22 protein-coding genes are annotated in these 23,004 nt (G+C 65.6%); 10 read left to right on the top strand and 12 right to left on the bottom strand.

What is annotated here, in order from left to right:
• Positions 1-90 precede the first annotated feature (90 nt).
• Positions 91-1,731, bottom strand: coding sequence for a B12-binding domain-containing radical SAM protein (locus PJE01S_RS21380; protein ID WP_245660908.1), 1,641 nt, complete (start codon positions 1,729-1,731; stop codon positions 91-93).
• A 17-nt stretch (positions 1,732-1,748) separates the two neighbouring features.
• Between PJE01S_RS21380 and PJE01S_RS21375 the strand changes: the two genes are divergently transcribed.
• Together PJE01S_RS21375 and PJE01S_RS21370 are read left to right on the top strand one after the other, a co-directional pair.
• Positions 1,749-2,516 (top strand): alanyl-tRNA editing protein, encoded by a 768-nt coding sequence (locus PJE01S_RS21375; protein WP_068835737.1) that lies wholly within the window; start codon positions 1,749-1,751, stop codon positions 2,514-2,516.
• 61 nt (positions 2,517-2,577) lie between these two features.
• The gene (locus tag PJE01S_RS21370) at positions 2,578-4,713 is read left to right on the top strand and encodes a protein-disulfide reductase DsbD family protein (protein WP_068835736.1); all 2,136 of its coding nucleotides are present in this window, start codon (positions 2,578-2,580) and stop codon (positions 4,711-4,713) included.
• Between the two features lie 163 nt (positions 4,714-4,876).
• On the opposite strand, the gene PJE01S_RS21365 is transcribed toward PJE01S_RS21370, so the two are convergent.
• The 3 genes from PJE01S_RS21365 to PJE01S_RS21355 are packed head-to-tail and all read right to left on the bottom strand — an operon-like array spanning position 4,877 to position 7,643.
• Positions 4,877-5,893, bottom strand: a complete 1,017-nt coding sequence (locus PJE01S_RS21365) for an ABC transporter substrate-binding protein (RefSeq protein WP_068835733.1) — start codon at positions 5,891-5,893, stop codon at positions 4,877-4,879.
• Between the two features lie 50 nt (positions 5,894-5,943).
• Positions 5,944-6,834 carry an ABC transporter permease gene (locus PJE01S_RS21360; protein ID WP_068835731.1) on the bottom strand — a complete coding sequence of 297 codons (891 nt, stop codon included), beginning with the start codon at positions 6,832-6,834 and terminating at the stop codon, positions 5,944-5,946.
• 8 nt (positions 6,835-6,842) lie between these two features.
• Entirely contained in the window at positions 6,843-7,643 is an 801-nt protein-coding gene (locus PJE01S_RS21355; protein WP_068835730.1) for an ABC transporter ATP-binding protein, read from the bottom strand.
• An 88-nt stretch (positions 7,644-7,731) separates the two neighbouring features.
• On the opposite strand from PJE01S_RS21355, the gene PJE01S_RS21350 reads away from it, so the two are divergent.
• The 4 genes from PJE01S_RS21350 to PJE01S_RS21335 all read left to right on the top strand — a co-directional run bounded on the left by PJE01S_RS21350 (position 7,732) and on the right by PJE01S_RS21335 (position 11,675).
• A complete protein-coding gene (locus PJE01S_RS21350; RefSeq protein WP_068835728.1) occupies positions 7,732-8,397 on the top strand; it encodes a response regulator transcription factor in 666 nt (221 codons plus the stop codon).
• On the top strand, positions 8,394-9,791 hold the full coding sequence (locus PJE01S_RS21345) for a sensor histidine kinase (RefSeq protein WP_068835726.1): 1,398 nt from the start codon (positions 8,394-8,396) through the stop codon (positions 9,789-9,791). The genes PJE01S_RS21350 and PJE01S_RS21345 overlap by 4 nt, the downstream gene beginning before the upstream one ends.
• 5 nt (positions 9,792-9,796) lie before the next feature.
• Entirely contained in the window at positions 9,797-10,219 is a 423-nt protein-coding gene (locus tag PJE01S_RS21340) for a CoA-binding protein (protein WP_068835725.1), read from the top strand.
• A gap of 130 nt (positions 10,220-10,349) precedes the next feature.
• Entirely contained in the window at positions 10,350-11,675 is a 1,326-nt protein-coding gene (locus PJE01S_RS21335) for a class I SAM-dependent methyltransferase (protein WP_068835723.1), read from the top strand.
• A gap of 27 nt (positions 11,676-11,702) precedes the next feature.
• Here PJE01S_RS21335 and PJE01S_RS21330 read toward each other — a convergent pair whose 3' ends face one another.
• Both PJE01S_RS21330 and PJE01S_RS25385 read right to left on the bottom strand, forming a co-directional pair.
• Positions 11,703-11,993, bottom strand: coding sequence for a hypothetical protein (locus tag PJE01S_RS21330; protein WP_068835721.1), 291 nt, complete (start codon positions 11,991-11,993; stop codon positions 11,703-11,705).
• Positions 11,986-12,189, bottom strand: a complete 204-nt coding sequence (locus PJE01S_RS25385) for a hypothetical protein (protein WP_157090433.1) — start codon at positions 12,187-12,189, stop codon at positions 11,986-11,988. Before PJE01S_RS25385 ends, PJE01S_RS21330 begins: the two co-directional genes overlap by 8 nt.
• 31 nt (positions 12,190-12,220) lie before the next feature.
• Between PJE01S_RS25385 and PJE01S_RS21325 the strand changes: the two genes are divergently transcribed.
• Positions 12,221-14,794, top strand: coding sequence for an EAL domain-containing protein (locus PJE01S_RS21325; protein WP_245660907.1), 2,574 nt, complete (start codon positions 12,221-12,223; stop codon positions 14,792-14,794).
• A 21-nt stretch (positions 14,795-14,815) separates the two neighbouring features.
• Here the strand turns inward: PJE01S_RS21325 and PJE01S_RS21320 are convergent, their stop codons facing one another.
• Positions 14,816-15,196 carry an aminoacyl-tRNA synthetase gene (locus PJE01S_RS21320; RefSeq protein WP_068835720.1) on the bottom strand — a complete coding sequence of 127 codons (381 nt, stop codon included), beginning with the start codon at positions 15,194-15,196 and terminating at the stop codon, positions 14,816-14,818.
• Positions 15,197-15,353: 157 nt separating this feature from the next.
• Between PJE01S_RS21320 and hemE the strand changes: the two genes are divergently transcribed.
• The 3 genes from hemE to priA are packed head-to-tail and all read left to right on the top strand — an operon-like array spanning position 15,354 to position 19,125.
• The gene (gene hemE, locus PJE01S_RS21315) at positions 15,354-16,463 is read left to right on the top strand and encodes a uroporphyrinogen decarboxylase (protein ID WP_068835718.1); all 1,110 of its coding nucleotides are present in this window, start codon (positions 15,354-15,356) and stop codon (positions 16,461-16,463) included.
• 50 nt (positions 16,464-16,513) lie between these two features.
• Positions 16,514-16,843 carry a hypothetical protein gene (locus PJE01S_RS25380; RefSeq protein ID WP_157090432.1) on the top strand — a complete coding sequence of 110 codons (330 nt, stop codon included), beginning with the start codon at positions 16,514-16,516 and terminating at the stop codon, positions 16,841-16,843.
• Positions 16,840-19,125 (top strand): replication restart helicase PriA, encoded by a 2,286-nt coding sequence (gene priA / locus PJE01S_RS21310; RefSeq protein ID WP_068835717.1) that lies wholly within the window; start codon positions 16,840-16,842, stop codon positions 19,123-19,125. The genes PJE01S_RS25380 and priA overlap by 4 nt, the downstream gene beginning before the upstream one ends.
• A 6-nt stretch (positions 19,126-19,131) precedes the next feature.
• Here the strand turns inward: priA and PJE01S_RS21305 are convergent, their stop codons facing one another.
• The 5 genes from PJE01S_RS21305 to PJE01S_RS26350 form a co-directional block, all read right to left on the bottom strand.
• Entirely contained in the window at positions 19,132-20,424 is a 1,293-nt protein-coding gene (locus tag PJE01S_RS21305) for an RNA polymerase sigma factor (RefSeq protein ID WP_068835716.1), read from the bottom strand.
• Between the two features lie 11 nt (positions 20,425-20,435).
• Positions 20,436-20,864 carry a YciI family protein gene (locus PJE01S_RS21300; RefSeq protein WP_068835714.1) on the bottom strand — a complete coding sequence of 143 codons (429 nt, stop codon included), beginning with the start codon at positions 20,862-20,864 and terminating at the stop codon, positions 20,436-20,438.
• A gap of 312 nt (positions 20,865-21,176) precedes the next feature.
• Positions 21,177-21,362 carry an alpha/beta fold hydrolase gene (locus tag PJE01S_RS21295; protein ID WP_068835713.1) on the bottom strand — a complete coding sequence of 62 codons (186 nt, stop codon included), beginning with the start codon at positions 21,360-21,362 and terminating at the stop codon, positions 21,177-21,179.
• Positions 21,363-21,381: 19 nt separating this feature from the next.
• Positions 21,382-21,924, bottom strand: a complete 543-nt coding sequence (locus PJE01S_RS21290; protein WP_068835711.1) for an SRPBCC family protein — start codon at positions 21,922-21,924, stop codon at positions 21,382-21,384.
• Between the two features lie 180 nt (positions 21,925-22,104).
• Positions 22,105-22,944, bottom strand: a complete 840-nt coding sequence (locus PJE01S_RS26350) for a YciI family protein (RefSeq protein WP_084389688.1) — start codon at positions 22,942-22,944, stop codon at positions 22,105-22,107.
• Positions 22,945-23,004: the final 60 nt, after the last annotated feature.

Below are 23,004 nucleotides of genomic sequence, written 5' to 3'. Positions count from 1 at the left end.
GCGAAGCAAAAGAAAGTGACTAGCTGCCGGGCTACCCCCGGCTTGGTAGTGAAGGGCGCGGCGATGACCTCACACAAGGCGTCAAAAGGCTCAAGCAGCCGCCGCAGCCTTCTGAATCTCCTCGCGATGCGCCAGCTGATTGACATGCCGGCTTTGCCGCTCAGCCCTCAGCTTGCCGGACGCGACGGGCACGGCAAGCCGCTCGGCACTCAGCAGTTCAGCCAGGCATTGAGGCCGCCCCCGCGCTCCACTGGCCCGGTAATCCGCCAGCAACGCAGCATGCACCTCGTGCTCAGCCAGTCCACGCACGGCCGTCAGATGCTCAAACAACAAATCCACCAGCTTCTCCAGCGCAAACTCATGCGTCTTGCCCGTGGTCTGCCACAGCCAGTCGCTGAAGGCCAGGAAATGGTTGAAGGCCGAACCCGGCCCCAAAAGCAGCTTCAGTCCCAACGCAAAGCGCCCCGAATTCGCCACCATCTCCCAGTAGCGCGCAAAGCGGTTGATGCGCTGCATGGTGGCAAAGTCAATCGTCGAGTTCTGCAAAATCGTGTAGGGCGTTTGCGGGTCGTAGGCCATCGCGTAGTCGGCGGTGTGCCGGGTGATGGGCGTGCCGCGCAGGCGCTTCAAAATGCCGAACTGGATTTCGTGCGGCGCCAGTTCATGAAGCCTGTCAAAACCCTGGGCAAAACTTTCCAGGGTTTCACCGGGCAGGCCAAAAATCAGGTCGGCATGCACATGGGCCTGGCTTTCAGTGACCAGCCAGCGCAGGTTGTCGGCGGTCTTGAGGTTGTCCTGCTTGCGCGAGATGCGCTGCTGCACTTCGGGGTTGAAGCTCTGGATGCCGACTTCAAACTGCAGCGAGCCGGCCGGGAACTGGGCTATCAGCGCTTTCAGGCGGTCCGGCAGGCTGTCGGGCACGACTTCAAAATGAACGAACAAGTCAGGCGCCATCCGGTCCAGGAAAAACTGCAGGATGCGTACCGAGTGGCCCACCTTCAAATTGAAGGTGCGATCGACAAACTTGAAGTTGCGCGCGCCGCGCTGGTAGAGCGCGTCCATCTCGGCCATGAACAGATCCAGCTCAAAGGCCCAGGCGGTCTTGTCGAGCGAGCTCAGGCAGAACTCGCACTTGAACGGGCAGCCGCGCGAGGCTTCCACATACAGCAGGCGTTTGGCCAGGTCTTGATCGGTGTACTCGTGGTAGGGCAAGGCCAGTTCGGCCAGCGCGGGCTGCTCGCCGGCGATCACCTTCATGAGCGGCTTGGGGCCATCGAGCAGCGCGCGGCAGAGCTTGGGAAAGCTCACATCGCCCCAGCCGGTGATCACATGATCGGCCAGCCGGCAGATCTCCTGCTCGCCGGTCTCAAAACTGACCTCGGGCCCGCCCAGCACCACCTTGATGTCGGGCCGCAAAGTTTTGAGCAGGCGCACCACCTGGGTGGTCTCCACCACATTCCAGATGTAGATGCCCAGGCCTATCACCTCGGGCTGCAGCGCCAGCAGCTCTTCGACGATCTGCGTGGGGCGCTGCTGGATGACGAATTCACGCAGCTGCGTCTGCTCGCGCAGGCCCGCGCCGCCATGCGCATCCATATTGGCCAGCAGGTAACGCAGGCCCAGCGAGGCGTGGATGTATTTGGCGTTCAAGGTCGCCAATACGATGGGGCTGGCGAGGCGCGGCCGGGAAGGCACGGGGCTGGGTGCCGGGTTGAGCGCGGGGCGGTTCATGCCGGTATTATCAAACCATGACCCAAGACCTGTTTCGCGAAGACGCTTACCTTGCCGAATGCACCGCCATCGTGGCCGCCATCACGGCGCAGGGCATTGTGCTGGACCGCACGGTGTTTTACCCCTTGGGCGGCGGCCAAGCGGGTGACGCAGGATGGTTCATCCTGGCCGACGGCGCGCAGATTGCCATTGCCGACACCCGCAAAGGCAAGGACGACGGGGGGCAGTTCACCGATGACATCTGCCACCTTCCGGCGCTGGACGGACCCGGGGACGCCTCCGTCCCGGAGCAACGCCTGCGCGCCGGCTTGAAGCCCGGGGATACCGTCACGGCCCGCATCAACTGGGCGCGCCGGCACCGGCTGATGCGCTTTCACACCGCCACCCACCTGCTGTGCCACCTGGTGCCGCAGCTGGTCAACGGCTGCTCCATCACGCCCGACTATGCCCGGCTCGACTTCAACATGACCGATGCGCTGGACAAGGAAGCGCTGACCGAGGGCATTGCCCGCCTGGTGGCCGCCGCCCATCCGGTCACGGTGGGCGCCATCACCGATGCAGAACTCGACGCCAACCCGGCGCTGGTCAAAAGCATGAGCGTCCAGCCGCCCCGGGGCACCGGGCGCATCCGCACCATTCGCATTGGCGCCACGCAAACCATCGATTTCCAGCCCTGCGGCGGCACGCATGTGGCCAATACCGCCGAGATCGGTGCGGTCGTGGTCACCAAAATCGAAAAAAAGAGTGCCTCCACCCGCCGGGTGGTGCTGGGCTTTGCACCTTGACCGCGATGCCCAGGCGCGGCCCAGCCGGAACTTATCCCGCCACCCAGGCTCCCACCTTGCAATGACTATTTCCCGCCTTCTTTTAGCTACGGTTTTTATAGCTGCCAGCGCAATATCCACACTGGCCGGTGCTCAAAACCCCTTTCCAATCGGCACCAGGGGCGCGGTTGTCAGCACCGAGCAGGTGCGCGCCGAACTGCTGGCCTGGGCGCCCGAGGGCGTGGAAGCCGGCAAGCCGGTCTGGCTGGGCCTGCAGCTCACGCACCGGCCCGAATGGCACACCTACTGGAAGAATTCCGGTGATTCCGGGCTGCCGACGCAGCTGGACTGGCAACTGCCCGCCGGCATCACGGCCGGCGAAATTGCCTGGCCCACGCCCAAAAAAATCCCGGTGGGCACGCTGGCCAACTATGGCTATGAAGGCACCGTGCTGTTGCCGGTGCCGCTCACGGTGGCGCCCGGCTTCCAGGCCTCGCAAGCCGACATCAAGCTCAAGGCCAGCTGGCTGGTCTGCCGCCAGGAGTGCATTCCGCAGGAAGGCGAGTTTTCGCTAAGCCTGCCGGTCAAAAGCTCCACGGCCCTCAACGGCAAGGCATTCCAGGCCACTTTCGACGCCACCCCCCGACCATTGCCGACCGGCCGCAGCCAGATCGAGGTCAGCGGCCAGACCCTCAAGGTCTCGCTGGACGGACTGCCGCCCGCCCTGCAAGGCCAGACCCTGGCGCTGTTTCCGGAAACCGCGGGCGTGACCCAGCCCGCCGGCGCCTGGCAGCAGGCCTGGCAGCAAACCGGTCAAGGCTGGCTGTGGACCGCGCAAGTGCCGCTGTCCAGCGAGCGGACCGAAAGCCCGGCCCGCATGCCGCTGGTGGTGAGCCTGAATGAGCGCGCTTACCGTATCGACGCGCCCGTCAGCGGCGAATGGCCCCAGGGCGCCACGCGGGCCGCGGTCCCTGCGGCGCTGACCGCCGCGCTGCAGGCCAACGCCGCCGGCCCGGCCCTCGGCCTGCTGCCGGCCTTGCTGGGGGCGCTGCTGGGCGGGCTGATCCTGAACCTGATGCCCTGCGTGTTCCCGGTGCTGGCCATCAAGGTGGTCGGCTTCACGCGCCACGCCAACGACCGGCGGGCCCACAGGATCAGCGGCCTGGCCTACACCGCAGGCGTGCTGCTGTCGTTCCTGGCGCTGGGCGCGCTGATGCTGGGCCTGCGCGCGGCCGGCGAGCAGCTCGGCTGGGGCTTCCAGCTGCAGTCGCCCGCCGTCGTGGCGGCGCTGGCGGTGCTCTTCACCGTGATAGGCCTGAACCTGGCCGGGCTGTTCGAATTCGGGCAGTTCCTGCCCTCGGGCGTGGCGGCGCTGGAAGCCCGGCACCCGGTGGTCAATTCGTTTTTGTCGGGCGTGCTGGCGGTGGCGATTGCCTCACCCTGCACCGCGCCCTTCATGGGCGCCTCGCTAGGCCTGGCCGTGGGCCTGCCGGCCGCGCAGGCGCTGGCGGTGTTCGCCGCGATCGGCCTGGGCATGGCGCTACCCTATCTGGCAGCCGGCCTGGTGCCGGCGGTGGCGCGCCTGCTGCCGCGCCCCGGCGCCTGGATGGAAACCTTCCGCCGCCTGATGGCCTTCCCGATGTTTGCCACCGTGGCCTGGCTGGTCTGGGTGCTGGGCCAGCAAAGCGGCATCGACGGTGCGGGCGCGCTGCTGGCGCTGCTGGTGCTGCTGGCGCTGACGCTCTGGGCCTTTACCCTGCGCGGCCCGGCCCGCACCGTAATCGCTACTATTTCAATAGCGCTCTGCGCCCTTGCCATCTGGGCTATCGGCCCAAATATCATAAAACCCCTGGGTGCGACACCGCTCGCCGCCGCCTCCGGGCGCTGGCAGGCCTGGGAGCCGGGCCGGGTCGAGCAGCTCACCGCCCGGGGCCAGCCCGTGTTTGTCGATTTCACCGCCGCCTGGTGCGTGACCTGCCAGTACAACAAGAAAACCACACTGACCAACGCCGCGGTGCTGGCCGATATGGAGGCCAAAAACGTCGCCCTGCTGCGCGCCGACTGGACGCGGCGCGACCCGGCCATCAGCACCGCCATTGGCCGGCTGGGCCGCAGCGGCGTGCCGGTCTACGTGATGTACAAGGCCGGCAGCGCCCCGCAGGTGCTGTCGGAAGTGCTGAGCGTGGAAGAAGTTCGTTCGGCCATCGCCAGACTTTGACGCCTGGCGGGCGGAGCCGGCGGCGGCGCGATCAAATACGGGCCCTGAAAGCGCAAAAGCGCCCCCGGGACAGGGGCGCTTTTGCAGCCGGGGGATTGACCCGCGACCCGGCGGCATCAAGCGCGTGTCACGGCCGGCCCTGCCGGCGCGTCGCGGGCCGGGCTCAGCTGCCCTTGCGGGTCTGGAAGGCCGGCACAAACATGTCCGACCATTTGGCCGGCCGTGTCTTGATGGTCTTGGCCTTGTCCATGAAGGACACATACTCCATCAGGCCATCGGGCGTGGTGCTGAACTGGGTGTCCTTGTCGGCCAGCATCTGCTCCACTTCCGGCAGCGTCATCTTGATTTTCGAAATGCGCAAAAACGCCTCGGCCGCGCCCTTGCGGTTGGCGGCGATGTAGGCGTTGGCCTCTTCCTGCGCGGCCATGAAGGCCTGCGTCAGCTTGGGGTTGCTCTCGGTGAAATGCTTGGGCGCGAACACCACGTCGAGGGTGATGTTGCCCAGCAGTTCCGAGGAGTTCAGCACGCGCGTGATCTTGGGGTCCTTGGCTTCCTGGTAGGAAAACGGCGGCGAGGTGAAGTGCGCCGTGATCTCGGTTTTGCCGCCCAGCAGCGCGCCGACCGCATCGGGGTGGCTCAGGCTGACCGTCAGCGGATCGAGCTTGGCATAGTTCTCGGGGCCGAAGGCCTTGGCCGCGGCCATTTGCAGCACCACCGCTGACAGCGAGGTCTTGATGCCGGGAATGGCAATCTTGTCCTTGGGCGTGAAGTCCTTGAGCGACTTGACGTTGGGGTTGTTGGTGTTGAGCCAGAGCGACGAGGTGCTCAGCGCGCCCAGGCCTATGACTTCCGAGCGCGGTATGCCCTGCGCCTTGGACCACAAGGTCACGAACCCGGGGGCGCCGGTGCCGGCGACGTCCAGATTGCCGGCCAGCATCGCGTCGTTGATGACATTGCCGCCATCGAGCGTGAGCCAGGTGGTCTTGACCTCGCCCAGGCCCATTTTCTTCGCCTGCTTTTCAATCAGCTGCTGGTCGCGCATGACCATCAGCGGCAGGTAAAGAATGCCGTAGCCGTGCGAAACGCGGATGGCCGATGCTTCCGCATGGGCGCCGCTCGCGAAGCCGGACAGGGCCAGCGCCCCGGCGGCGACTGCGGTGGTAAATACACGTCGTTTCATTCTCAAGTCTCCTGTTTTACGTTATCAAAAGGGGGCGGGCATGGCCAGGCTCAGTGCTGCATGCCCCAGCGGTGAATGGTGCGTTTTTCAATCGTCGCGAAAATAAAGTTCTCGACGAACAGGCCAATCAGGATCACGAAGAACAGGCCGGCAAAAACGTTGGCCGTCTCCAGCTGGTTGCGGTTCTCAAAGATGTACCAGCCTAGACCGCCGGCGCCCGAGGACACGCCAAACACCAGTTCCGCGGCAATCAGGGTGCGCCAGGCAAAGGCCCAGCCGACTTTCAGGCCGGTCAGTATGCTGGGGAAGGCCGCGGGGATCAGGATGGCGCCGACCAGCGAGAAGCCTTTCAGGCCGTAATTCTGGCCGACCATGCGCAGGGTGGTGGAGACCGAGCGAAAGCCGCCGTGCGTGTTCAGCGCCACGGCCCACAGCACCGAGTGCACCAGCACAAAGATGATGCTGCCGGTGCCCAGGCCAAACCAGATCAGGGCCAGCGGCAGCAGCGCAATGGCCGGCAGCGGATTGAACATGGAGGTCAACGTCTCCAGCAGGTCCGTGCCTATGCGCGAGCTGATCGCCACCGTGGTCAGCAGCGCGGCCAGCGCAATGCCCAGGCCGTAGCCGATCAAAAGGGTCTGCAGCGACACGGCGGCGCGCTCCAGCAGCACGCCGCTGTAAATGCCCGAGCCGAAGGCGTGCACGGTGTCCGAAAAGCTGGGGAATAGCAGCGGGTTGTTGAGCCAGCGGCCGTAGATTTCCCAGATGACGGCAAGCACGACCAGGATGACCGTCTTGCGCAGCCAGCCCAGGCGGTACAGGGATTCGAACAGCGACAGCGGACGCAAAACTTCGGTGGTCTCGGGGCGCTGGGTGTCGAGCACGAATTCGGGGCGTGCGTAGGGCTCGATGGGCGTTGTCACGGTGTTGGATGTGGTCATGTCAAGCCTCAGTGCGCGAACAGCATGTCGTTGATGCGGGTTTCCAATTGGGCCTGGCTCGCCGTGCCCATCTCGTGGACCGGAACGCTGTTGAGCTCAGCCTTGACCTGGCCCGGATGGGGCGACAGCAGCAGGATGCGGTTGCCTATGCGTATCGCTTCCTCGATGGAGTGCGTGACGAACAGCACGGTAAAACGCGTGTCGTCCCACAGGCGCAGGAGCTCATCCTGCATCTTGCGGCGCGTCAGCGCGTCGAGCGCGGCAAAGGGCTCGTCCATCAGCAGCACATCGGGCTCCATGGCCATGCCGCGCGCGATCGAGACGCGCTGCTTCATGCCGCCGGAGAGGGTGTGCGGGTAGCTGTCGATGAACTTGATCAGCCCGACCTTTTCAATGTAGTAGGCGGCGCGCTCGGCGGCTTCCCGGCCTTTGAGGCGGCCACTGGCATGCAGCGCGAACTCGACGTTCTGGCGCACGGTTTTCCAGGGCAGCAGCTGGTCGAACTCCTGGAACACCATCATGCGGTCCGGGCCCGGCTGCGTGATGGTCTGGCCCTTGAGGCGTATGGCCCCGTGCACCGGCGCCATGTAGCCGCCTATGGCCTTGAGCAGCGTGGACTTGCCGCAGCCCGAGGGGCCGAGCAAAATGTAGCGGTCCGAGGGATAGACCTTGAAGCTGACCTGCTTGGTCGCCGTGACCAGATGCTCGCTGGTCTTGTACTGCAGGGTGACGTTGTCAATTTCCAGCAAGGGGGCGGGCGCGCTCAAGGCGGCACCTGCGCCCTGGCCGGCGCGATCATCATGGCTCATGCATGTCTCCTAAAATTCTGCTTTTGGTCTGCGCGGCAATGCTAGCTGGCGAACCTGTAATGAAACTGAACCCCCAAAGGCCTCCCCCATGCGCGTGCTGTTGGTCGAAGACTCGGTAGATGTGGCGCAGGCCATCAGCGCGCACCTGGCGCGGCTGGGCCACACGGTGGACTGGGAAGCCGACGGCACCAGGGCCGCCGCGATGGTGGTTGCGGACCATTACGACCTCCTCATCCTGGACGTCATGCTGCCGGGGCTGGATGGCTACGCCCTGCTGCAGCGCGTGCGCAGCGTGCCGCTGCGCACCCAGGTGCTGATGCTGACGGCCTGCGCCGAAATCGAGGAGCGAGTGAAGGCGCTGGACCTGGGCGCCGACGACTACCTGATCAAGCCCTTTGACTTTCGCGAACTGGAGGCGCGCATCCGCGTGCTGCTGCGCCGGGTCGGGGGCGATTCGACCAATCTGCTGAGCTGCGCCAACCTGACGCTGGACCGCAAGAGCCGCACCGTGCGCGTCGATGATGAGCCGCTGGAGCTGACGCGCCGCGAGGTGACGCTGCTGGAGATCATCATCTCCCGCCCCGGGCGCATTTTTGGCAAGGAAGAGCTGATCGACAAGCTGTTCACCCTGGACGACAACCCGAATGCGAACACGGTGGAGCAGTACATCGCCCGCCTGCGCAAGAAGCTGTCGGGGGCGCATTTCGAGATCCGCACCCTGCGCGGGCTGGGCTACCAGGTCGTGCTGCCGTGAGGGCCGCGGGGCGTTCGCTCTACACCCGGCTGGCGCTCAGGGTGGGGCTGGTCCTGTCCATCAGCGGGCTGGTATTGCTGGTGGCCATCGTGCTGTCGACCCGGCTCGCGGCCAGCGACGCCTACGACCGCATCCTCACGGGCAGTGCGCTGCTGATCGCCGAAAACACCTGGTACCAGAACGGCACGGTCAATGTGGATACGCCTGTTTCGGCTTTTTCCATGCTGACCGCCAACGACCAGGTGTTTTATGCCGTGCTCGACCCCGCAGGCCGCGTGGTCGCCGGCGACCCCGAGTTCCGCCCGGCCATCCCGTGGGAAAGGCTGGCCGAGGGGCCTGTGGTGATTCAGGGCCGCTACCTTGACCTGCCGGTCAGCATTGCCTTTGTCGGCCGGCGCATGCCGGTGGCGGGAAACCCCTGGGCGGTGGTGATGCTGGCCCAGACCAACAATGCGCGCGAATCGTTTGCCAAGAGCCTGGGCAGCAACGCCTCGCTGGTCATCCTCGTGATGGGGCTGCTGACGGTGATCGCCGCGCTGTTCACGCTGCACCAGGCGCTGGCACCGCTGAAACAGATCAGTGCCGCCATCCAGCACCGCGACCTGAACGATTTGTCGCCGCTGACGCAGGAGGTGCCGGCCGAAATTCACACGCTGGTGGCCTCCATCAACGAATTCATGCGCCGCCTGGGCGTGCACCGCGCGCTCATGCGGCGGGTGATTGGCGACGCGGCGCACCAGCTGCGCACGCCCGTGGCGGCGCTGCTGTCGCAAATGGAACTGCTGTCCATGCAGCACGATGACGCGGGCCGGGCGCTGCACCAGGCGCGGCTGCGCGAGCTGACGCACCACCTGGGCGAACTGGTCAACCAGCTGATCAACCACGCGATGGTGCAGCACCGGGCCGATTCGGCCCCGCTGGAAACCATGGACCTGGCCGGCCTGGCCCGCGAGGAAATGGCCGACATGCTCTCGCAGCATGCGCAGCGCAAGCTCGACCTGGCGCTGCAGGCGCCTGCGCAGCCCTGCCTGATCCAGGGCGATCCCGTCAGCCTGCGCGAGGCCCTCAAGAACGTGCTCGACAACGCGCTGAAGTACGGCGCCAGGACCCTGCTGCACATCAACATCAGCCGCAGCGACGCGGCCTGGGAGCTGCGGGTCGAAGACGATGGCCCCGGCATCCCCGAGGCCGACTGGGAGCGCATCCGCAAGCCGTTTTCGGCGCGCGGCGGCAACCGCCTCGGCGCCAGCCTGGGTTTGTCCATCGTCGAGGAAGTCATGCGCGCCCACCGCGGCGACATGCGCTTTGGCCGGAACGGCGACCAGCACTTTGTCGTCACCCTGCGCTTTCGCGCCGACCATGCCGGCGAGCCGGGGCCACAAGCACTAAACTGAGGGCCATGACCGAATCCGAACGTATTCAGGAGATTCTGCGCGGCTGCCGCACCATCGCCGTGGTCGGCCTGTCGCCCAAACCGCACCGCGCCAGTTTTGATGTGGCGCGTTATCTGCAGGCCCAGGGCTATCGCATCATTCCCGTCAACCCGAATGCCACCGAGGTGCTGGGCGAAAAGGCCTATGCGACGCTGACCGACGCCGCCAGGCATGCATCGATCGAGCTGGTGAACTGCTTTCGCCACAGCGAAGACATACCGCCCATCGTCGATGAGGCCATCGCCATAGGTGCCAAGGCGGTCTGGATGCAGCTGGGCATTGCCCATCCGGCCGCAGCCGCCAAGGCCAAGGCCGCCGGCCTGCGGGTCGTACAGGACCACTGCATCAAGGTTGACCACCGGGTGCTGCTGTCCAGCGGCCTGCTGTAGGCAACTGTGCCGCCGCGCCGGCCATTCCTTTAAAGGCCGGGCCTTATTCCCGCCGCCTTCGTTGCGGGGATACTCTGCCCAACAGACCGTCCGGCCTGCCCGGCCCCTTTCAGCTTTTTTCGAGACGCCCATGCACGACAACTACCTGCCCCAGGTCCGAAGCCAGTACGAAGCCCTGCCCTACCCGCCCTGCAACCCGGAAGACGACCGCAAGCGCCTGGCGCTGACATGGCTGGAAGACCTGCCCATGATCAACCACTATTGCTTTGCCGGAAAGCAGTCGTTTCAAAACGGCTTCAGGGCGCTGGTGGCCGGCGGCGGCACCGGTGACGCCACAATTTTTCTGGCCGAGCAGCTGCGCCACACCGATGCCGAAATCGTCCACCTGGACATGAGCGAGGCCAGCATTGCCATTGCCAAAAGGCGCGCCGAGATCCGCGGGCTGGGCAACATCCGCTGGCTGCACGACTCGCTGCTGAACCTGCCCGCGCTGGCGCCGCGGCTGGGTCAGTTCGACTACATCAACTGCAGCGGCGTGCTGCACCACCTGGCCGATCCCGATGCGGGCTTCAAGGCCTTGCGCAGCGTGCTCAAGGCCGACGGCGCCGTCGGGCTGATGGTCTACGCCACGGCCGGCCGTACCGGGGTCTACCAGATGCAGGCCTTGATGCGTCTGGTGAACGGCCCCGAGGCCGATGACAGCCGCAAGATTGCCAACACGCGCGAGTTGCTGGCCAGCCTGCCGGCCAGCAACTGGTTTCTGCGCAGCGAAGACCTGCACCACGACCACAAGATGGGCGACGCCGGCATTTACGATTTGCTGCTGCATTCGCAGGACCGCTCCTACACGGTCGGCGAACTGTTTGACTGGCTGGGGGACGGGCAGGCGCAAGGCCACGGCATGCACCTGGCGTTCAGCGATGTGCAGCGCGGCCGCTCGCCCTATCTGCCCCACATGGTGCTGGGCAGCAAGCCGCCCGCCATGACGGCAGCGCTGCGGAAAATGCCGCTGCGGCGGCAGTATGAAATGGCCGAACTCATGATCGGCAACATCATCACGCACTCGCTGTATGTCACGCGCGACGCCGGCTGCACGGCCCCTTATGGCGAGGCCGAGTACGTGCCTTTTTTCTACCACGAGCCCCTGAGCGGCGAGATCGCCGCTCAGGTATTTGCCAGCAACCGCGGCCAGCCTTTCATGCTCAGGCACCAGCATTCCGGGGTGTCTGTCATGGTGAACCCGGGCAGATATGCGCCCCAGATCCTGCGCCTGATCGACGGCCGCAGAAGCTTTGGCGAAATCTTCGAGCGCTTCAGGACTGACTGGCGGGGCCAGGCGGCCGCCCCCGACAACGCGACGCTGTTCGCCGACTTTGCCGAATCATTTGAAACGCTGAATGCGCTGGAACGCCTGCTGCTCAAGCATCCCGACGCCGACGCGGCCCTGGCGGCATAGGCCGCGCACCGAAACCCGGCGCCACGCTCAGGCGGCCGAGCCGAACAGGTCGGCCATGGCGGGCCCGGATGGTTTCATATCGACCACCACGACCAGCTCCCCGCCGAAGCGGCGAACGCCCAGGCCAGACATCAGTTGCTGCTCTTCTTCAGCCGACGCCATGCGGAAAAAACACAGGGCCTGCTGCTTGCCCGCACAGCTGGCGGGCAGTATCTTGAGTTGGGCCACGGAGCCGAAGCGGGAGCACACACGGTGCAGGGTGAAGCGCAAGCTCGCCAGATCAGGGCAGTGCTGCAGTTTGTCGAGCTCGTTATTCATCGTCCTCTTCCCGTAAATGGCTGTATGGCGTGGTCACGACGGCATCATCAGGGGTGATGCGCACGGCATGGGTGGCCCAACGACGAACGGTGCCGTAGGACAGGACCTCATGCCGGTAAACAAGGCAACGTTTTGCAACGCTTTGCACTGAACGCTTGCAAAATCCGGCAAAAAAGAGCGCTTGAAGTCGCAGCATTGGCAGCTGCCACCCAATGCACTGTCGTGCCATGCCTGCTCTGATGTCTCCCCTGCCTTCCGTCCCCGACTGCAAGAATTCCTCGCCTGCGGGCGAAGATTCAAGCCGGCCGCTGTTTCTGGATGCCGACCGAATCGCGCGGCTCGCGGCCCGGACCTGCGGCGTCCCGATTGCCCTGGTGGCGCTGTCCGAGAACGGGCAGCTCATTCTGGCTGCCGGCACCGGTTTCGCCGAGCATGAACGCCTGGGCTTGATGACGCTGTGCGCCGCCGCCCAGCAGACGCCGCAGCAGCTGCCCGCCGCCTGCGCGCCCGGCATCGTCTTTTACCGCGGCCTGCCGCTGCGCCGCAAAAATGGCGAATGGCTGGGCGTCCTGGCGGTCGCGGCCAGGCTGCGGCACAGCCTGAGCCGCGCACAGCAGGAAGACCTGGAAACGCTCGCCACCCTGCTGGCCGGGCAGCTCGATCTGCAGCGGCAGCAGCGCGAGGAAGGCCATGCCATCGCGTCAGAGCGCGACCAGATGCGCACGGCCATGCAGCAGAGCCGGGAAGATGCGCAAAACCTGGCCGCGCGCCTGGGCACCGCGCTGGAAAGCATCACGGAGGGATTTTTCACGCTGGACCCCCACTGGCGTTTCACCTACCTCAACCGGGAGGCCGGCCTGCTGCTGCACCAACCCGGCGGCGCGCTGCTGGGGGCCAGCTTCTGGCAGGCGTTTCCCGGCGCCCTCAATGCCGCCTTTTCAGAGCAGCTGCGGGCAGCCGCCGCGAGCCGGCACGCCGTGGAGTTTGACGCGCTCCATGCCCCGCCGGACCGCTGGCTGGAAGTGCGGGCCTATCCCTTTGCCGATGGGCTGGCCATCTACTTTCGCGATGTCAGCGAGCGCCGCAAGGCCCGCGAGCAACTCATGCTGCTGGAGACCAGCATCTCGCGGCTGAACGACATCGTGCTCATTGCGCAAATCCGGCCGTCGGGCAAGCCCGGCCTGCGCATTATTTTTGTCAACAAGGCCTTCGAGCAACACACGGGCTACAGCCACCAGGAGGCACTGGGCCGCTCACCGCGCCATTTGCTGTGCGGCGCGCTGACCCAGCGCAGCGAGCTGGAGCGCATACAGGAGGCGCTCCAGCAGGGAAAACCGGTACAGGCCGAACTCATCACCTACAAAAAAAACGGCCGGCATTTCTGGATGGAGGTGGATATGGTGCCCGTGGCCAATGAGGCCGGCCCTTTTTTTACCCATTGGGTCGCGGTGGGGCGCAACATCACCCGGCGCAAGGTGGCGGAAAGCGAAATCAAGCACCTGGCTTTCTACGACCCGCTCACCCATTTGCCGAATCGCCAGCTGCTGATGGAGCGCCTGCAACAGGCCTTGAGCGATCCGCACCAGCAGGAAGGCGCGCTGATGTTCATAGACATGGACAACTTCAAGACACTCAACGACACCCAGGGCCACCACAAGGGCGACTTGCTGCTGCAGCAGGTCGCGACGCGCCTGATGGGCTGCGTGCGCCAGACCGACACGGTCGCCCGCCTGGGCGGGGACGAGTTCGTGGTCATGCTGAAGGACTTGGGCCATGACCCCGGGCAGGCGGCGGACCGGGCCGAAGCGGTGGGCCAGCAGATTCTTGCCGCGCTGAGCGAGTCCTACCACCTGGCGGGCGACCAGCATTACAGCAGCTGCAGCATTGGCGTGACGGCCTTCAACCAGAAGCCAGTCCACAACATCGCCGACCTGCTGAAGCAGGCTGATCTGGCCATGTACCAGGCCAAAATGGCCGGGCGCAATACCCTGTGTTTTTACGACCCGGCCATGCAGGCGGCGGTCTCGGCCAGCGCGGCCCTGCAGTCTGACCTGCGCCAGGGCTTGCGCGAAGGCCAGTTTCTGCTGCACTACCAGCCGCAGGTCGGGCGCGATGGCCGCATGACGGGCGTGGAGGCGCTGCTGCGCTGGCAGCACGCCCGCCGCGGGCTGGTGCGCCCCGCAGAATTCATCGCCGCGGCCGAAGAAGGCGGGCTGATTCTTCCGCTGGGCCAGTGGGCACTCGAAACGGCCTGCCAGCAGCTGGCGGCCTGGGCCCATCAGCCCAGCACGGCCGGACTCAGCATGGCGATCAACGTGAGCGTGCGGCAGTTCCGCCAGCCGGAATTCGTCGATCGGGTCATGGCCACCCTGAACGCTGCGAAGGTCAGCCCCCACAAGCTCAAACTGGAACTGACCGAAAGTCTGTTCGCGGACGACATGGACATCAGCATCCGCAAGCTCGCCAGGCTCAAGGACCTGGGCGTGACCCTGTCACTCGACGATTTCGGCATGGGCTACTCCTCGCTCTCATGCCTCAAACGCCTGCCGCTGGACCAGCTGAAAATCGACAAGTCCTTTGTGCATGACATACTGCGCGACCCGAATGACGCCGCGATTGCGCGCACCATCATCGCCCTGGCGCAAAGCCTGGGGCTGGGGGTTCTGGCCGAAGGCGTCGAAACCGAGGCGCAGCGCGCCTTTTTGGCGCACCACGGCTGCGAGTGCTACCAGGGCCATCTGTTCTGCAAGCCCCTGCCGATTGAGGCGCTGCAAAACTTCATGGCCGCGCTGCCGCCATGAGGGCGGGCCGGCGTAAGGGGCTCACGCCGGCCTGGCGACCTTGCCATGCTCCAGCAGAAAAATCAGCTCCTTGACGATGCCGTACATCACCGCGCGGTCGCGCGATGGATGGTCCGAGAAATGAACCACCGTCTCGCCCATGCGCGCAAAGTCCCAGGCGGTCTGCCCCTGGGCCTGGCCATCCGGGTGGTCATGGCCATAGCTCACCGCGATGCCGTAGCCGCTCATCAGGGGCCCGCAGGCCCGCCAGTCGCGCGTCCACTGCGGCAGCTCCTGGTTGTTGTCCCACAGCTTGCCGGCGCTTTCGTAGCATTCCTCGATATGGTGGTAGCCCAGCAGTTGCGCCAGGTGGCGCTCCTTGGCGATGCAGCTGCGGAAATACTCCTGGTCAGTCATGCGCATGGCAGAGTCCTTTTTGTGTCAGGGCGAACGCTCTAGAAGCCATGGTAAATCCGAACCGGCGCGGCGGATAGCCCAAGCGCGTCGAAAGGCGAGCACAATGCCCACAGGCCAACACGACCCCCTGTAGATCGGGAACAGGCTCTGAGACAATCCAGCCATGTTTGCACCTCTCCAAAACGACACATTTCTGCGTGCCTGCCTGCGTCAGGCCACGGACCACACGCCCGTCTGGCTGATGCGCCAGGCCGGCCGTTATCTGCCCGAGTACCGCGCCACGCGCGCCCGGGCCGGCAGCTTCATGGGCCTGGCAACCAACACCGACTACGCCACCGAAGTCACCTTGCAGCCGCTGGAGCGCTACCCGCTGGACGCCGCCATCCTGTTCAGCGACATCCTGACCGTGCCCGACGCCATGGGCCTGGGCCTGTCGTTTGCGCTGGGCGAAGGCCCGCGCTTTGCCACGCCGGTGCGCGACGAGGCCGCCGTGGCCAGACTGGCCGTGCCGGACATGAGCAAGCTGCGCTACGTGTTTGACGCCGTCACCTCCATCCGCAAGGCGCTGAACGGCCGCGTGCCGCTGATCGGCTTTTCCGGCAGCCCCTGGACGCTGGCCTGCTACATGGTGGAAGGCGCGGGCTCGGACGACTACCGTCTCGTCAAGACCATGCTGTACCAGCGCCCCGACCTGATGCACCAGATCCTGGCGGTCAATGCGGATGCCGTGGCCAGCTACCTGAATGCGCAGATAGACGCCGGCGCCCAGGCCGTGATGATCTTCGACAGCTGGGGCGGCGTGCTGGCCGATGCGGCCTTCCACAGCTTCAGCCTGGCCTACACGGCGCGGGTGCTGGCCCAGCTCAAGCGCGAGCATGAGGGCGTGAAGATTCCGCGCCTGGTGTTCACCAAGGGCGGCGGCCAGTGGCTGGAAAGCATGAAGACGCTGGACTGCGAGGTGCTGGGCCTGGACTGGACCGTCAATCTGGCCCAGGCGCGGGCCCGCGTCGGCGAGAACGGCCCGCACGCCAAGGCCCTGCAGGGCAACCTGGACCCCAATGTGCTGTTTGCCAGGCCGGCGCAGATAGAGGCCGAGGTCGCGGCGGTGCTAAGCAGCTTTGGCCAGCCGCATACCGATGCCAACCAGGCCGGGCCGACCCATATCTTCAACCTGGGCCACGGCATCAGCCAGCACACGCCGCCCGAAAGCGTCGAAGTCCTGGTTCACGCAGTGCATGCTCACTCTCGCAGCATGCGCAAGGCGCAGGCCTGAGCACACCGCCGCCAGGGCCGGAAACCGCTGATTTCTGCGGCATTTCGGGCATGGCTAGCACAAAATCGGGCGCTGGCGTTTCGACTTATGCACAAAACCCGTGCTGTGGTGCCGCATTGCAGTGCTTGCTGGCGGCAGGGCGCTATCAAAGCCATAGCGCACGCAAGTCATTGATTCATATGGGGAATTTTATTTGCCATTTTTCCGGGCATTCTAAGGAAAGCCTTGATTTACAAGGCTTGGACGGGTTATCAGACAAGCTATCAACAAAGTTATCCACAGAAAATCTGGACATCTCTAAAGCGGTGAAAAATCAAGGACTTAGCGCGTTGTCTGCATGTGTTGTTCCAGAAACACATGTGTCGGATTGTTCCCCATGAGTTACTGGCTCCAGGTCGTCGTCGCCACGCCGGCCCACAGCGCCATCGCCGGGCCACTGACTTACCGAAGTGAGTCTCCACTCGCCGTAGGGGCTCTGGTACGCGTTCCCCTGGGCAGGCGGGAGGTACTGGGTGTGGTGTGGGACCTGTTGCCGGACGGCGGCGCGCTGCAGGCGGAAAATATACGCCTGGTCGCCGGCGTGCTGGAAGGGCTGGCCCCGCTGTCCGCCACCTGGCGAAAACTGGTCAGCTTCACCGCCGGCTATTACCAGCGCTCGCTGGGTGAAGTGGCGCTGGCGGCGCTGCCGCCGCAGTTGCGCGAACTCAATGCGGTGCAGCTGACGCGCCGCCTCAAGCGGCCCGTGGTGGATACCAGCCGCGCGCAAGACACTAGCGATTTGATAGCGCTTAGTGCCCAGCAGGAAAGGGCTTTGGCCGAATTTGATGCAGATACCCGGCCCGCTCTGCTGTTCGGCGCGACCGGCAGCGGCAAAACCGAGGTCTACCTGCGTGCCGCGGCCAAGGTGCTGGCCCAGGACCCGGCCGCGCAGGTGCTGGTCATGGTGCCCGAAATCAATCTCACGCCGCAGCTGCAGGCGCGCTTTGAGGAGCGCTTTGCCCACCTCGGCAAGGAACGGGTGGTGGCCCTGCACAGCGGGCTCACGCCGGCACAACGGCTGAAAAGCTGGCTGGCCGCCCATGCGGGCCAGGCGCGGCTGGTGCTGGGCACGCGCATGGCGGTGCTGGCGTCCCTGCCCCATCTGCGGCTGCTGGTGGTGGATGAAGAACATGACCCCAGCTACAAGCAGCAGGAGGGCGCACGCTACTCGGCGCGCGACCTGGCGGTCTATCGCGCCAAGCTGGAAAGCGCTGACACCGACCACCCGCACGGCGACTGCCGCGTGCTGCTGGGTTCGGCCACGCCCTCGCTGGAAAGCTGGCAGGCCACGCTCACCGGCCGCTACCAGCGCCTGAACATGAGCGAGCGTATCGGTGTTCCATCAGCGATAGACACAGAAGCGACGCAATTTTCCGACGGGCCGCCCCTAGGAAAATTAGCCCCCCCGGGGGGCAGCGAGCTACACGCAGTGAGCGAACGTGGGGGCCTACCGCTTTCCGCCGGGCCGCCCCAAGGAAAATTAGCCCCCCCGGGGGGCAGAGAGCCACACGCAGTGGGCGAACGTGGGGGCCTACCGCTAGTGCGGCGCGTGGACATGAACCACCAGCCCAAGCACTGCACCATTGCCCCGCCGCTGCTGGACGCGATTGCGCAGCGGGTGGCGCGCGGCGAGCAGTCGCTGATTTTCCTGAACCGGCGCGGCTATGCGCCCGTGCTGGCCTGCCACGACTGCGGCTGGAAGAGCGAGTGCCCGCACTGCAGCGCCTACCGGGTGTTCCACAAGATAGACCGCACGTTGCGCTGCCACCACTGCGGCTTTACCGAGCGCGTGCCGCGCGCCTGCCCGAGTTGCGGCAACATCGACATCGCCCCCGTGGGCCGCGGCACCGAACGGCTGGAAGAGCACCTGGCCGAGCTGCTGGCCGGCGTGCGGCGGCCCGACGGCGAGGCCGTGCGCATCGCCCGCATAGACGCCGACACCACGCGCCTCAAAGGCGCGCTGGAATCGCAGCTGGCCAGCGTGCATGCCGGCGAGGTCGACGTGCTGGTCGGCACGCAAATGATTGCCAAGGGCCATGACTTTCGCCACATCACGCTGGTGGCGGCCGTCAACCCCGACGGCGCGCTGTTCTCCAGCGACTTCCGCGCGCCCGAGCGCCTGTTCAGCCTGCTCATGCAGGCCGGCGGCCGGGCCGGCCGCGACGCCCGGCACAGCCAGGCCAGCGAAATGTGGGTGCAAACCTTTCACCCGGCGCACCCGCTGTTTGAAGCCCTCAAGCGGCACGACTATCCGGTGTTTGCGGCCCGGGAACTGGCCGAGCGCCAGGCTGCTGGCATGTCACCCTTCGGTTATTCGGCACTGGTGCGCGCCGAGGCCAAAGAGCAGTCGGTCGCCCAGGGCTTTTTGAACGCCGCCGCGGCCGCCGCACAGTTGCGCCAGCTGCCCGGCCACGACGCCGTCACGCCCTACCCGGCCGTGCCCATGACGATACAGCGCGTGGCCAACATAGAGCGCGCGCAGATGCTGGTCGAAAGCCCCTCACGCGCCGCGCTGCAGCGCTTTCTGGCGGCCTGGCAGCCGCTGCTGTTTGACACCCGCAGGCAAGCCGAATTCAAGAGCCTGGTGCGCTGGGCGATTGATGTGGACCCGATCGCGATTTGATTCGGCTCACGGCAGCTGCGGCGGCGTTGATCCCCGCACGCACGCGGCGGCCCGCGCCAGCAGCAGTTCGCGTTCCCGCAGGTTGCGCGTCAGCGAAGCGGCCCGCTCGAATTCCGCATGGGCTTCATCGAAGCGGCCTAACTTGGACAGGAAGTCGGCGCGCACACTGGGCAGCAGGTGGTAGTTCTTCATCAGCGGCTCCGATAGCAACGCGTCGGCCACCTCCAGCCCCACGGCCGGGCCAAAGGCCATGGACAGCGCCACCGCCCGGTTGAGTTCCACCACCGGCGAAGGCGCCAGTTGGGCCAGCGCATCGTAGAGTGCCGCGATGCGCGGCCAGTCGGTTTCAGCACCAGTGCGGGCGCGCGCATGGCAGGCGGCAATCGCAGCCTGCAGCGCGTAAGGGCCCAGCGCACCGCCCAGCGCCTGCGCACGCTCCAGGGCGGCCATGCCGCGGCGTATCAGCAGGTGGTCCCAGCGTGCCCGGTTCTGGTCCAGCAGCAGGATAGGCTCGCCGGAAGGGCCGGTGCGCGCATTGGCCCGCGAAGCCTGGATTTCCATGAGCGCCACGAGGCCATGAACCTCCGGCTCTTCGGACGCGAGTTCGGCCAGGATACGCCCCATGCGCAGCGCCTCTTCGCAGAGCGCGGGCCGCATCCAGTCGCCCCCCGAGGTGGCGGAGTAGCCCTCGTTGAACACCAGGTAGAGCACCTCCAGCACCGAGGCCAGGCGCGCTTCGCGCTGGCTGGCGTCGGGCACTTCAAAGGGAACGCGCGCCTCGGTCAGGGTGCGTTTGGCCCGCACGATGCGCTGCGCCATCGTGGGCTCCGGCACCAGAAAAGCACGCGCAATTTCGTCGGTGGTCAGGCCGCCGAGCAGGCGCAGCGTCAGCGCAATGCGGGCCTCGGTGGAAAGCACCGGGTGGCAGGCGGTGAAGATCAGGCGCAAGAGGTCATCGCCATAGTCGTAGTCATCGCTGGCAACGACGTCGGCGTCGGCCAGCGCCATTTCCTGCGCCAGTGCCAGTTCGTTCCCCAACTCTTCATGCTTGCGCGCCAGGAGTTTTCCCCGGCGCAGGTGGTCGAGTGCGCTGTTCTTGGCGACGGCCATCAGCCAGGCGCCCGGATTGTCCGGCACGCCCGACTGCGGCCAGCGCTCCAGCGCAGTAACCAATGCGTCCTGCGCGATCTCCTCGGCCAGGCCGACGTCGCGCACCATGCGCGCGACCTTGGCGATGAGCTTGGCCGACTCGATGCGCCAGACGGCATCGATCGCGCGGTGGGTTTCCTCTGCCGCCATGCGTTTCTGCGCTACGCTTGCCGTCCTTTGGCGGCCTTGTCCTGCATGTCGGTAAAGCCGGCGGCAGCCTTCTGCACGTCAGGCGGAAAGTCCGACATTTCCTGCACCTGGCGCACCTCGATGATTTCATTTTCACCCGCCGGACAGCGTGACGCCCACTGGATGGCTTCTGCACGCGAAGCCACGTCGATCATCCAGTAGCCGCCCAGCACTTCCCTGGCTTCGGCGAACGGTCCGTCGGTGACGCGCGGCTTGCCGCCCGGAAAGGTCACGCGGGCGCCCATGGAGGGCGGGTGCAGGCCCTCCAGCGAGATCAGCACACCGGCCTTTTGCAGGGACTCGTTGTACTTCATCATTGCGGCGACGGCCTCCGCGTCGGGCAGGGTGCCCGGCGTTGCAGTTTCGTAGCCCTTGGGGATCATCAGCATCATGAATCGCATGGTCAATCACTCCTTGAGTTTGAGGTTGGGGAGCCGGGCTTCAGGGTTTCAACCGTTCAGCGCATGGCTCTAACTGTATGACGAACCGGGCTTTGCAGAATCGACAACCCGTTCAAAAATATTCAAGACAACTGCACGCCTTCACCGGCTCAGAGGCTGAGAGTTTTTCGAAGCGACGGTATTTCCTCCCTCGCCCCTTTGGGGAGAGGGTTGGGGTGAGGGGCTGCGCGCCCCTGTCGTGTCCACTCGCCGGCCCTCACCCCCGCCCTCTCCCAGAGGGAGAGGGAGTGAAATAGAAAAACTCTCACGCTCTCAGGCCTTGAAAAATTCCCGCAGCACCGGCGCCAGCACTTGCAGCGACACGTTGTGGGTCTGGCCTTTGAGCGTGCGGTGCTGCGCCCCCGGCACGCCGTTCGCAATGGCGCGCGCGGCCAGCCGCAGGACCTCGGGGCTTTTCTCGCCGCTGGCCACCAGCGTCGGCATGCGCACCGCGGCCATGCGCCGCTGCGCCTGCTGCCTATTTCTCGGCGGCGGCCTTCATGGCGACCAGGCCGTCTTCGAAGTCCTTGCCCACCATCTGGTCCATGTTGAAGAAAACCTGCATGACCCTGGACATCAGGGGCGCGGGGCCCTGCATCTCCCAGCTCACGGTGCTGCCGCCGGCCTGCGGCTGGATGCTGAACACCACCTTGTTGTGGGCCTCGAAGGGCTTGGTGAAGTTCAGGTCTATCTTGATGAGGGAGGACGGCACGGATTCGGTGATCAGCATGTCGCCCATGCCGACGCCGCCGCCTGTGCTTTCCCAGCCATAGGCCGCGCCCTTGCCGGCGGCCGGCCCGCTGAAGCTGCGCTTCATCGCCGGGTCCTTCTTCTCATAGGGCGACCAGGCGCCCCAGTTCCTGTAGTCGTTGATCAGCGGGAAGATTTTTTCGGGCGGCGCCTGGATGGCGGTTTGGCGCTGGACGCGGAAGGTGTCGGACTTGGCGGAGGCAAGCGCCAACACGGCCGCGATAAAAACGACGGCGACGACGGCAATGACGATGGCAACGGTCTTGAACATGGGAATCCCCTCGGTTGGTGTTCTGAGTGTGAATGGACGAGCGCCGGGTCAGCCGGGGCCCTGCCACCCCAAAAACCTTCCGCTCACCGGTACGACGAACGGAAAACCCGAAATCGACACGTTTTGCCAAAAAATTCAAAAATATTTTCACCGGCCCCCGCCGCGTCCTTTGATCGGCTCTTATCGCGGCTTGCCGGCTCCTACCTGGGCCCGCTGAAGCGCCTCGGCCTCGCGCAGTTCCGGCGTGAAGGCCGCGCCGAAGTCGGCGGCTTCATACAGCAGCCGGATTTCCACCTCGACCTCCTCGGTGTCGCGGAACGGAAAGGGGTAGCCCAGCGCCCAGTCGACCGCCGCCTGCAGCGAGCGTGCCTGGATGATCCAGAAACCGGCCAGCAATTCCTTGGCTTCGGCAAACGGCCCATCCATCACGCTGGGCTTGCCGCGGGAGAACTTCATGCGGGAGGCGCTGGCGCTAGGCTTGAGGCCTTCGCCCATCAGCAGCACGCCGGCCTTGACGGCATCGTCGTTGTGCCTGGCCATGGCGCCTAAGCCGTCGCTGCCGGGCACGATGCCGGCCTCGGCCCTGTCATTGGCCTTGAGCAGAATCATGAAGCGCCGGAAACCTTCGGGCAGGGCCGGTGCGGCCTGCGCGCCGACGCCGCGCAGGCCGCCGGGGCAGCCACCTTCGCGTATTTCCAGCGAGGTATTGCCGTCGGCATCTTCCTGGGGCCAGCGCCTGAGCCATTCGATGACCTCCTGCCGCGAAGCCGCCTCCACCAGCGTGAACCCGGCGATCAGTTCCTTGGACTCGGTGAAGGGGCCGTCGGTCACCGTGGGCTTGCCGCCGGAAAACCGGATGCGCGCGCCCTTGGAACTCGGCTGCAGGCCTTCGCCGCCCAGCAGCATGCCGGCCTTCATCAGTTCTTCGTTGTAGGCGCCCATGGCGGCCAGCAGTGCCTGGCTGGGCAGCTCGCCCGCCTCGGTGGCGGCATCGGATTTGCGCAGGATCATGAATTGCATGCGTGAGATCTCCTCAAGGTGGCCATCGGGTGGGCCGTGGGCGGCCCCGCGCCGCCGTCC

Origin of the sequence: Polaromonas jejuensis NBRC 106434 (genome assembly GCF_001598235.1) — a bacterium.
Taxonomy (GTDB): Bacteria; Pseudomonadota; Gammaproteobacteria; order Burkholderiales; family Burkholderiaceae_C; genus Polaromonas; species Polaromonas jejuensis.
This window is presented reverse-complemented; position numbering and strand designations above follow the sequence as displayed.

What these genes read in the sequence shown, in the direction of transcription:
- PJE01S_RS25385 (WP_157090433.1), bottom strand. Translation starts at nt 12,189, where the DNA reads ATGCTGCGACTTCAAGCGCTCTTTTTTGCCGGATTTTGCAAGCGTTCA.
- priA (WP_068835717.1), top strand. Translation starts at nt 16,840, where the DNA reads ATGAGTTACTGGCTCCAGGTCGTCGTCGCCACGCCGGCCCACAGCGCC.
- PJE01S_RS21290 (WP_068835711.1), bottom strand. Translation starts at nt 21,924, where the DNA reads ATGTTCAAGACCGTTGCCATCGTCATTGCCGTCGTCGCCGTCGTTTTT.
- PJE01S_RS26350 (WP_084389688.1), bottom strand. Translation starts at nt 22,944, where the DNA reads ATGCAATTCATGATCCTGCGCAAATCCGATGCCGCCACCGAGGCGGGC.
- PJE01S_RS21305 (WP_068835716.1), bottom strand. Translation starts at nt 20,424, where the DNA reads ATGGCGGCAGAGGAAACCCACCGCGCGATCGATGCCGTCTGGCGCATC.
- PJE01S_RS21365 (WP_068835733.1), bottom strand. Translation starts at nt 5,893, where the DNA reads ATGAAACGACGTGTATTTACCACCGCAGTCGCCGCCGGGGCGCTGGCC.
- PJE01S_RS21380 (WP_245660908.1), bottom strand. Translation starts at nt 1,731, where the DNA reads ATGAACCGCCCCGCGCTCAACCCGGCACCCAGCCCCGTGCCTTCCCGG.
- PJE01S_RS21375 (WP_068835737.1), top strand. Translation starts at nt 1,749, where the DNA reads ATGACCCAAGACCTGTTTCGCGAAGACGCTTACCTTGCCGAATGCACC.
- PJE01S_RS21300 (WP_068835714.1), bottom strand. Translation starts at nt 20,864, where the DNA reads ATGCGATTCATGATGCTGATGATCCCCAAGGGCTACGAAACTGCAACG.
- hemE (WP_068835718.1), top strand. Translation starts at nt 15,354, where the DNA reads ATGTTTGCACCTCTCCAAAACGACACATTTCTGCGTGCCTGCCTGCGT.
- PJE01S_RS21370 (WP_068835736.1), top strand. Translation starts at nt 2,578, where the DNA reads ATGACTATTTCCCGCCTTCTTTTAGCTACGGTTTTTATAGCTGCCAGC.
- PJE01S_RS25380 (WP_157090432.1), top strand. Translation starts at nt 16,514, where the DNA reads ATGGCTAGCACAAAATCGGGCGCTGGCGTTTCGACTTATGCACAAAAC.
- PJE01S_RS21295 (WP_068835713.1), bottom strand. Translation starts at nt 21,362, where the DNA reads ATGGCCGCGGTGCGCATGCCGACGCTGGTGGCCAGCGGCGAGAAAAGC.
- PJE01S_RS21335 (WP_068835723.1), top strand. Translation starts at nt 10,350, where the DNA reads ATGCACGACAACTACCTGCCCCAGGTCCGAAGCCAGTACGAAGCCCTG.
- PJE01S_RS21355 (WP_068835730.1), bottom strand. Translation starts at nt 7,643, where the DNA reads ATGAGCCATGATGATCGCGCCGGCCAGGGCGCAGGTGCCGCCTTGAGC.
- PJE01S_RS21330 (WP_068835721.1), bottom strand. Translation starts at nt 11,993, where the DNA reads ATGAATAACGAGCTCGACAAACTGCAGCACTGCCCTGATCTGGCGAGC.
- PJE01S_RS21320 (WP_068835720.1), bottom strand. Translation starts at nt 15,196, where the DNA reads ATGCGCATGACTGACCAGGAGTATTTCCGCAGCTGCATCGCCAAGGAG.
- PJE01S_RS21350 (WP_068835728.1), top strand. Translation starts at nt 7,732, where the DNA reads ATGCGCGTGCTGTTGGTCGAAGACTCGGTAGATGTGGCGCAGGCCATC.
- PJE01S_RS21360 (WP_068835731.1), bottom strand. Translation starts at nt 6,834, where the DNA reads ATGACCACATCCAACACCGTGACAACGCCCATCGAGCCCTACGCACGC.
- PJE01S_RS21325 (WP_245660907.1), top strand. Translation starts at nt 12,221, where the DNA reads ATGCCTGCTCTGATGTCTCCCCTGCCTTCCGTCCCCGACTGCAAGAAT.
- PJE01S_RS21340 (WP_068835725.1), top strand. Translation starts at nt 9,797, where the DNA reads ATGACCGAATCCGAACGTATTCAGGAGATTCTGCGCGGCTGCCGCACC.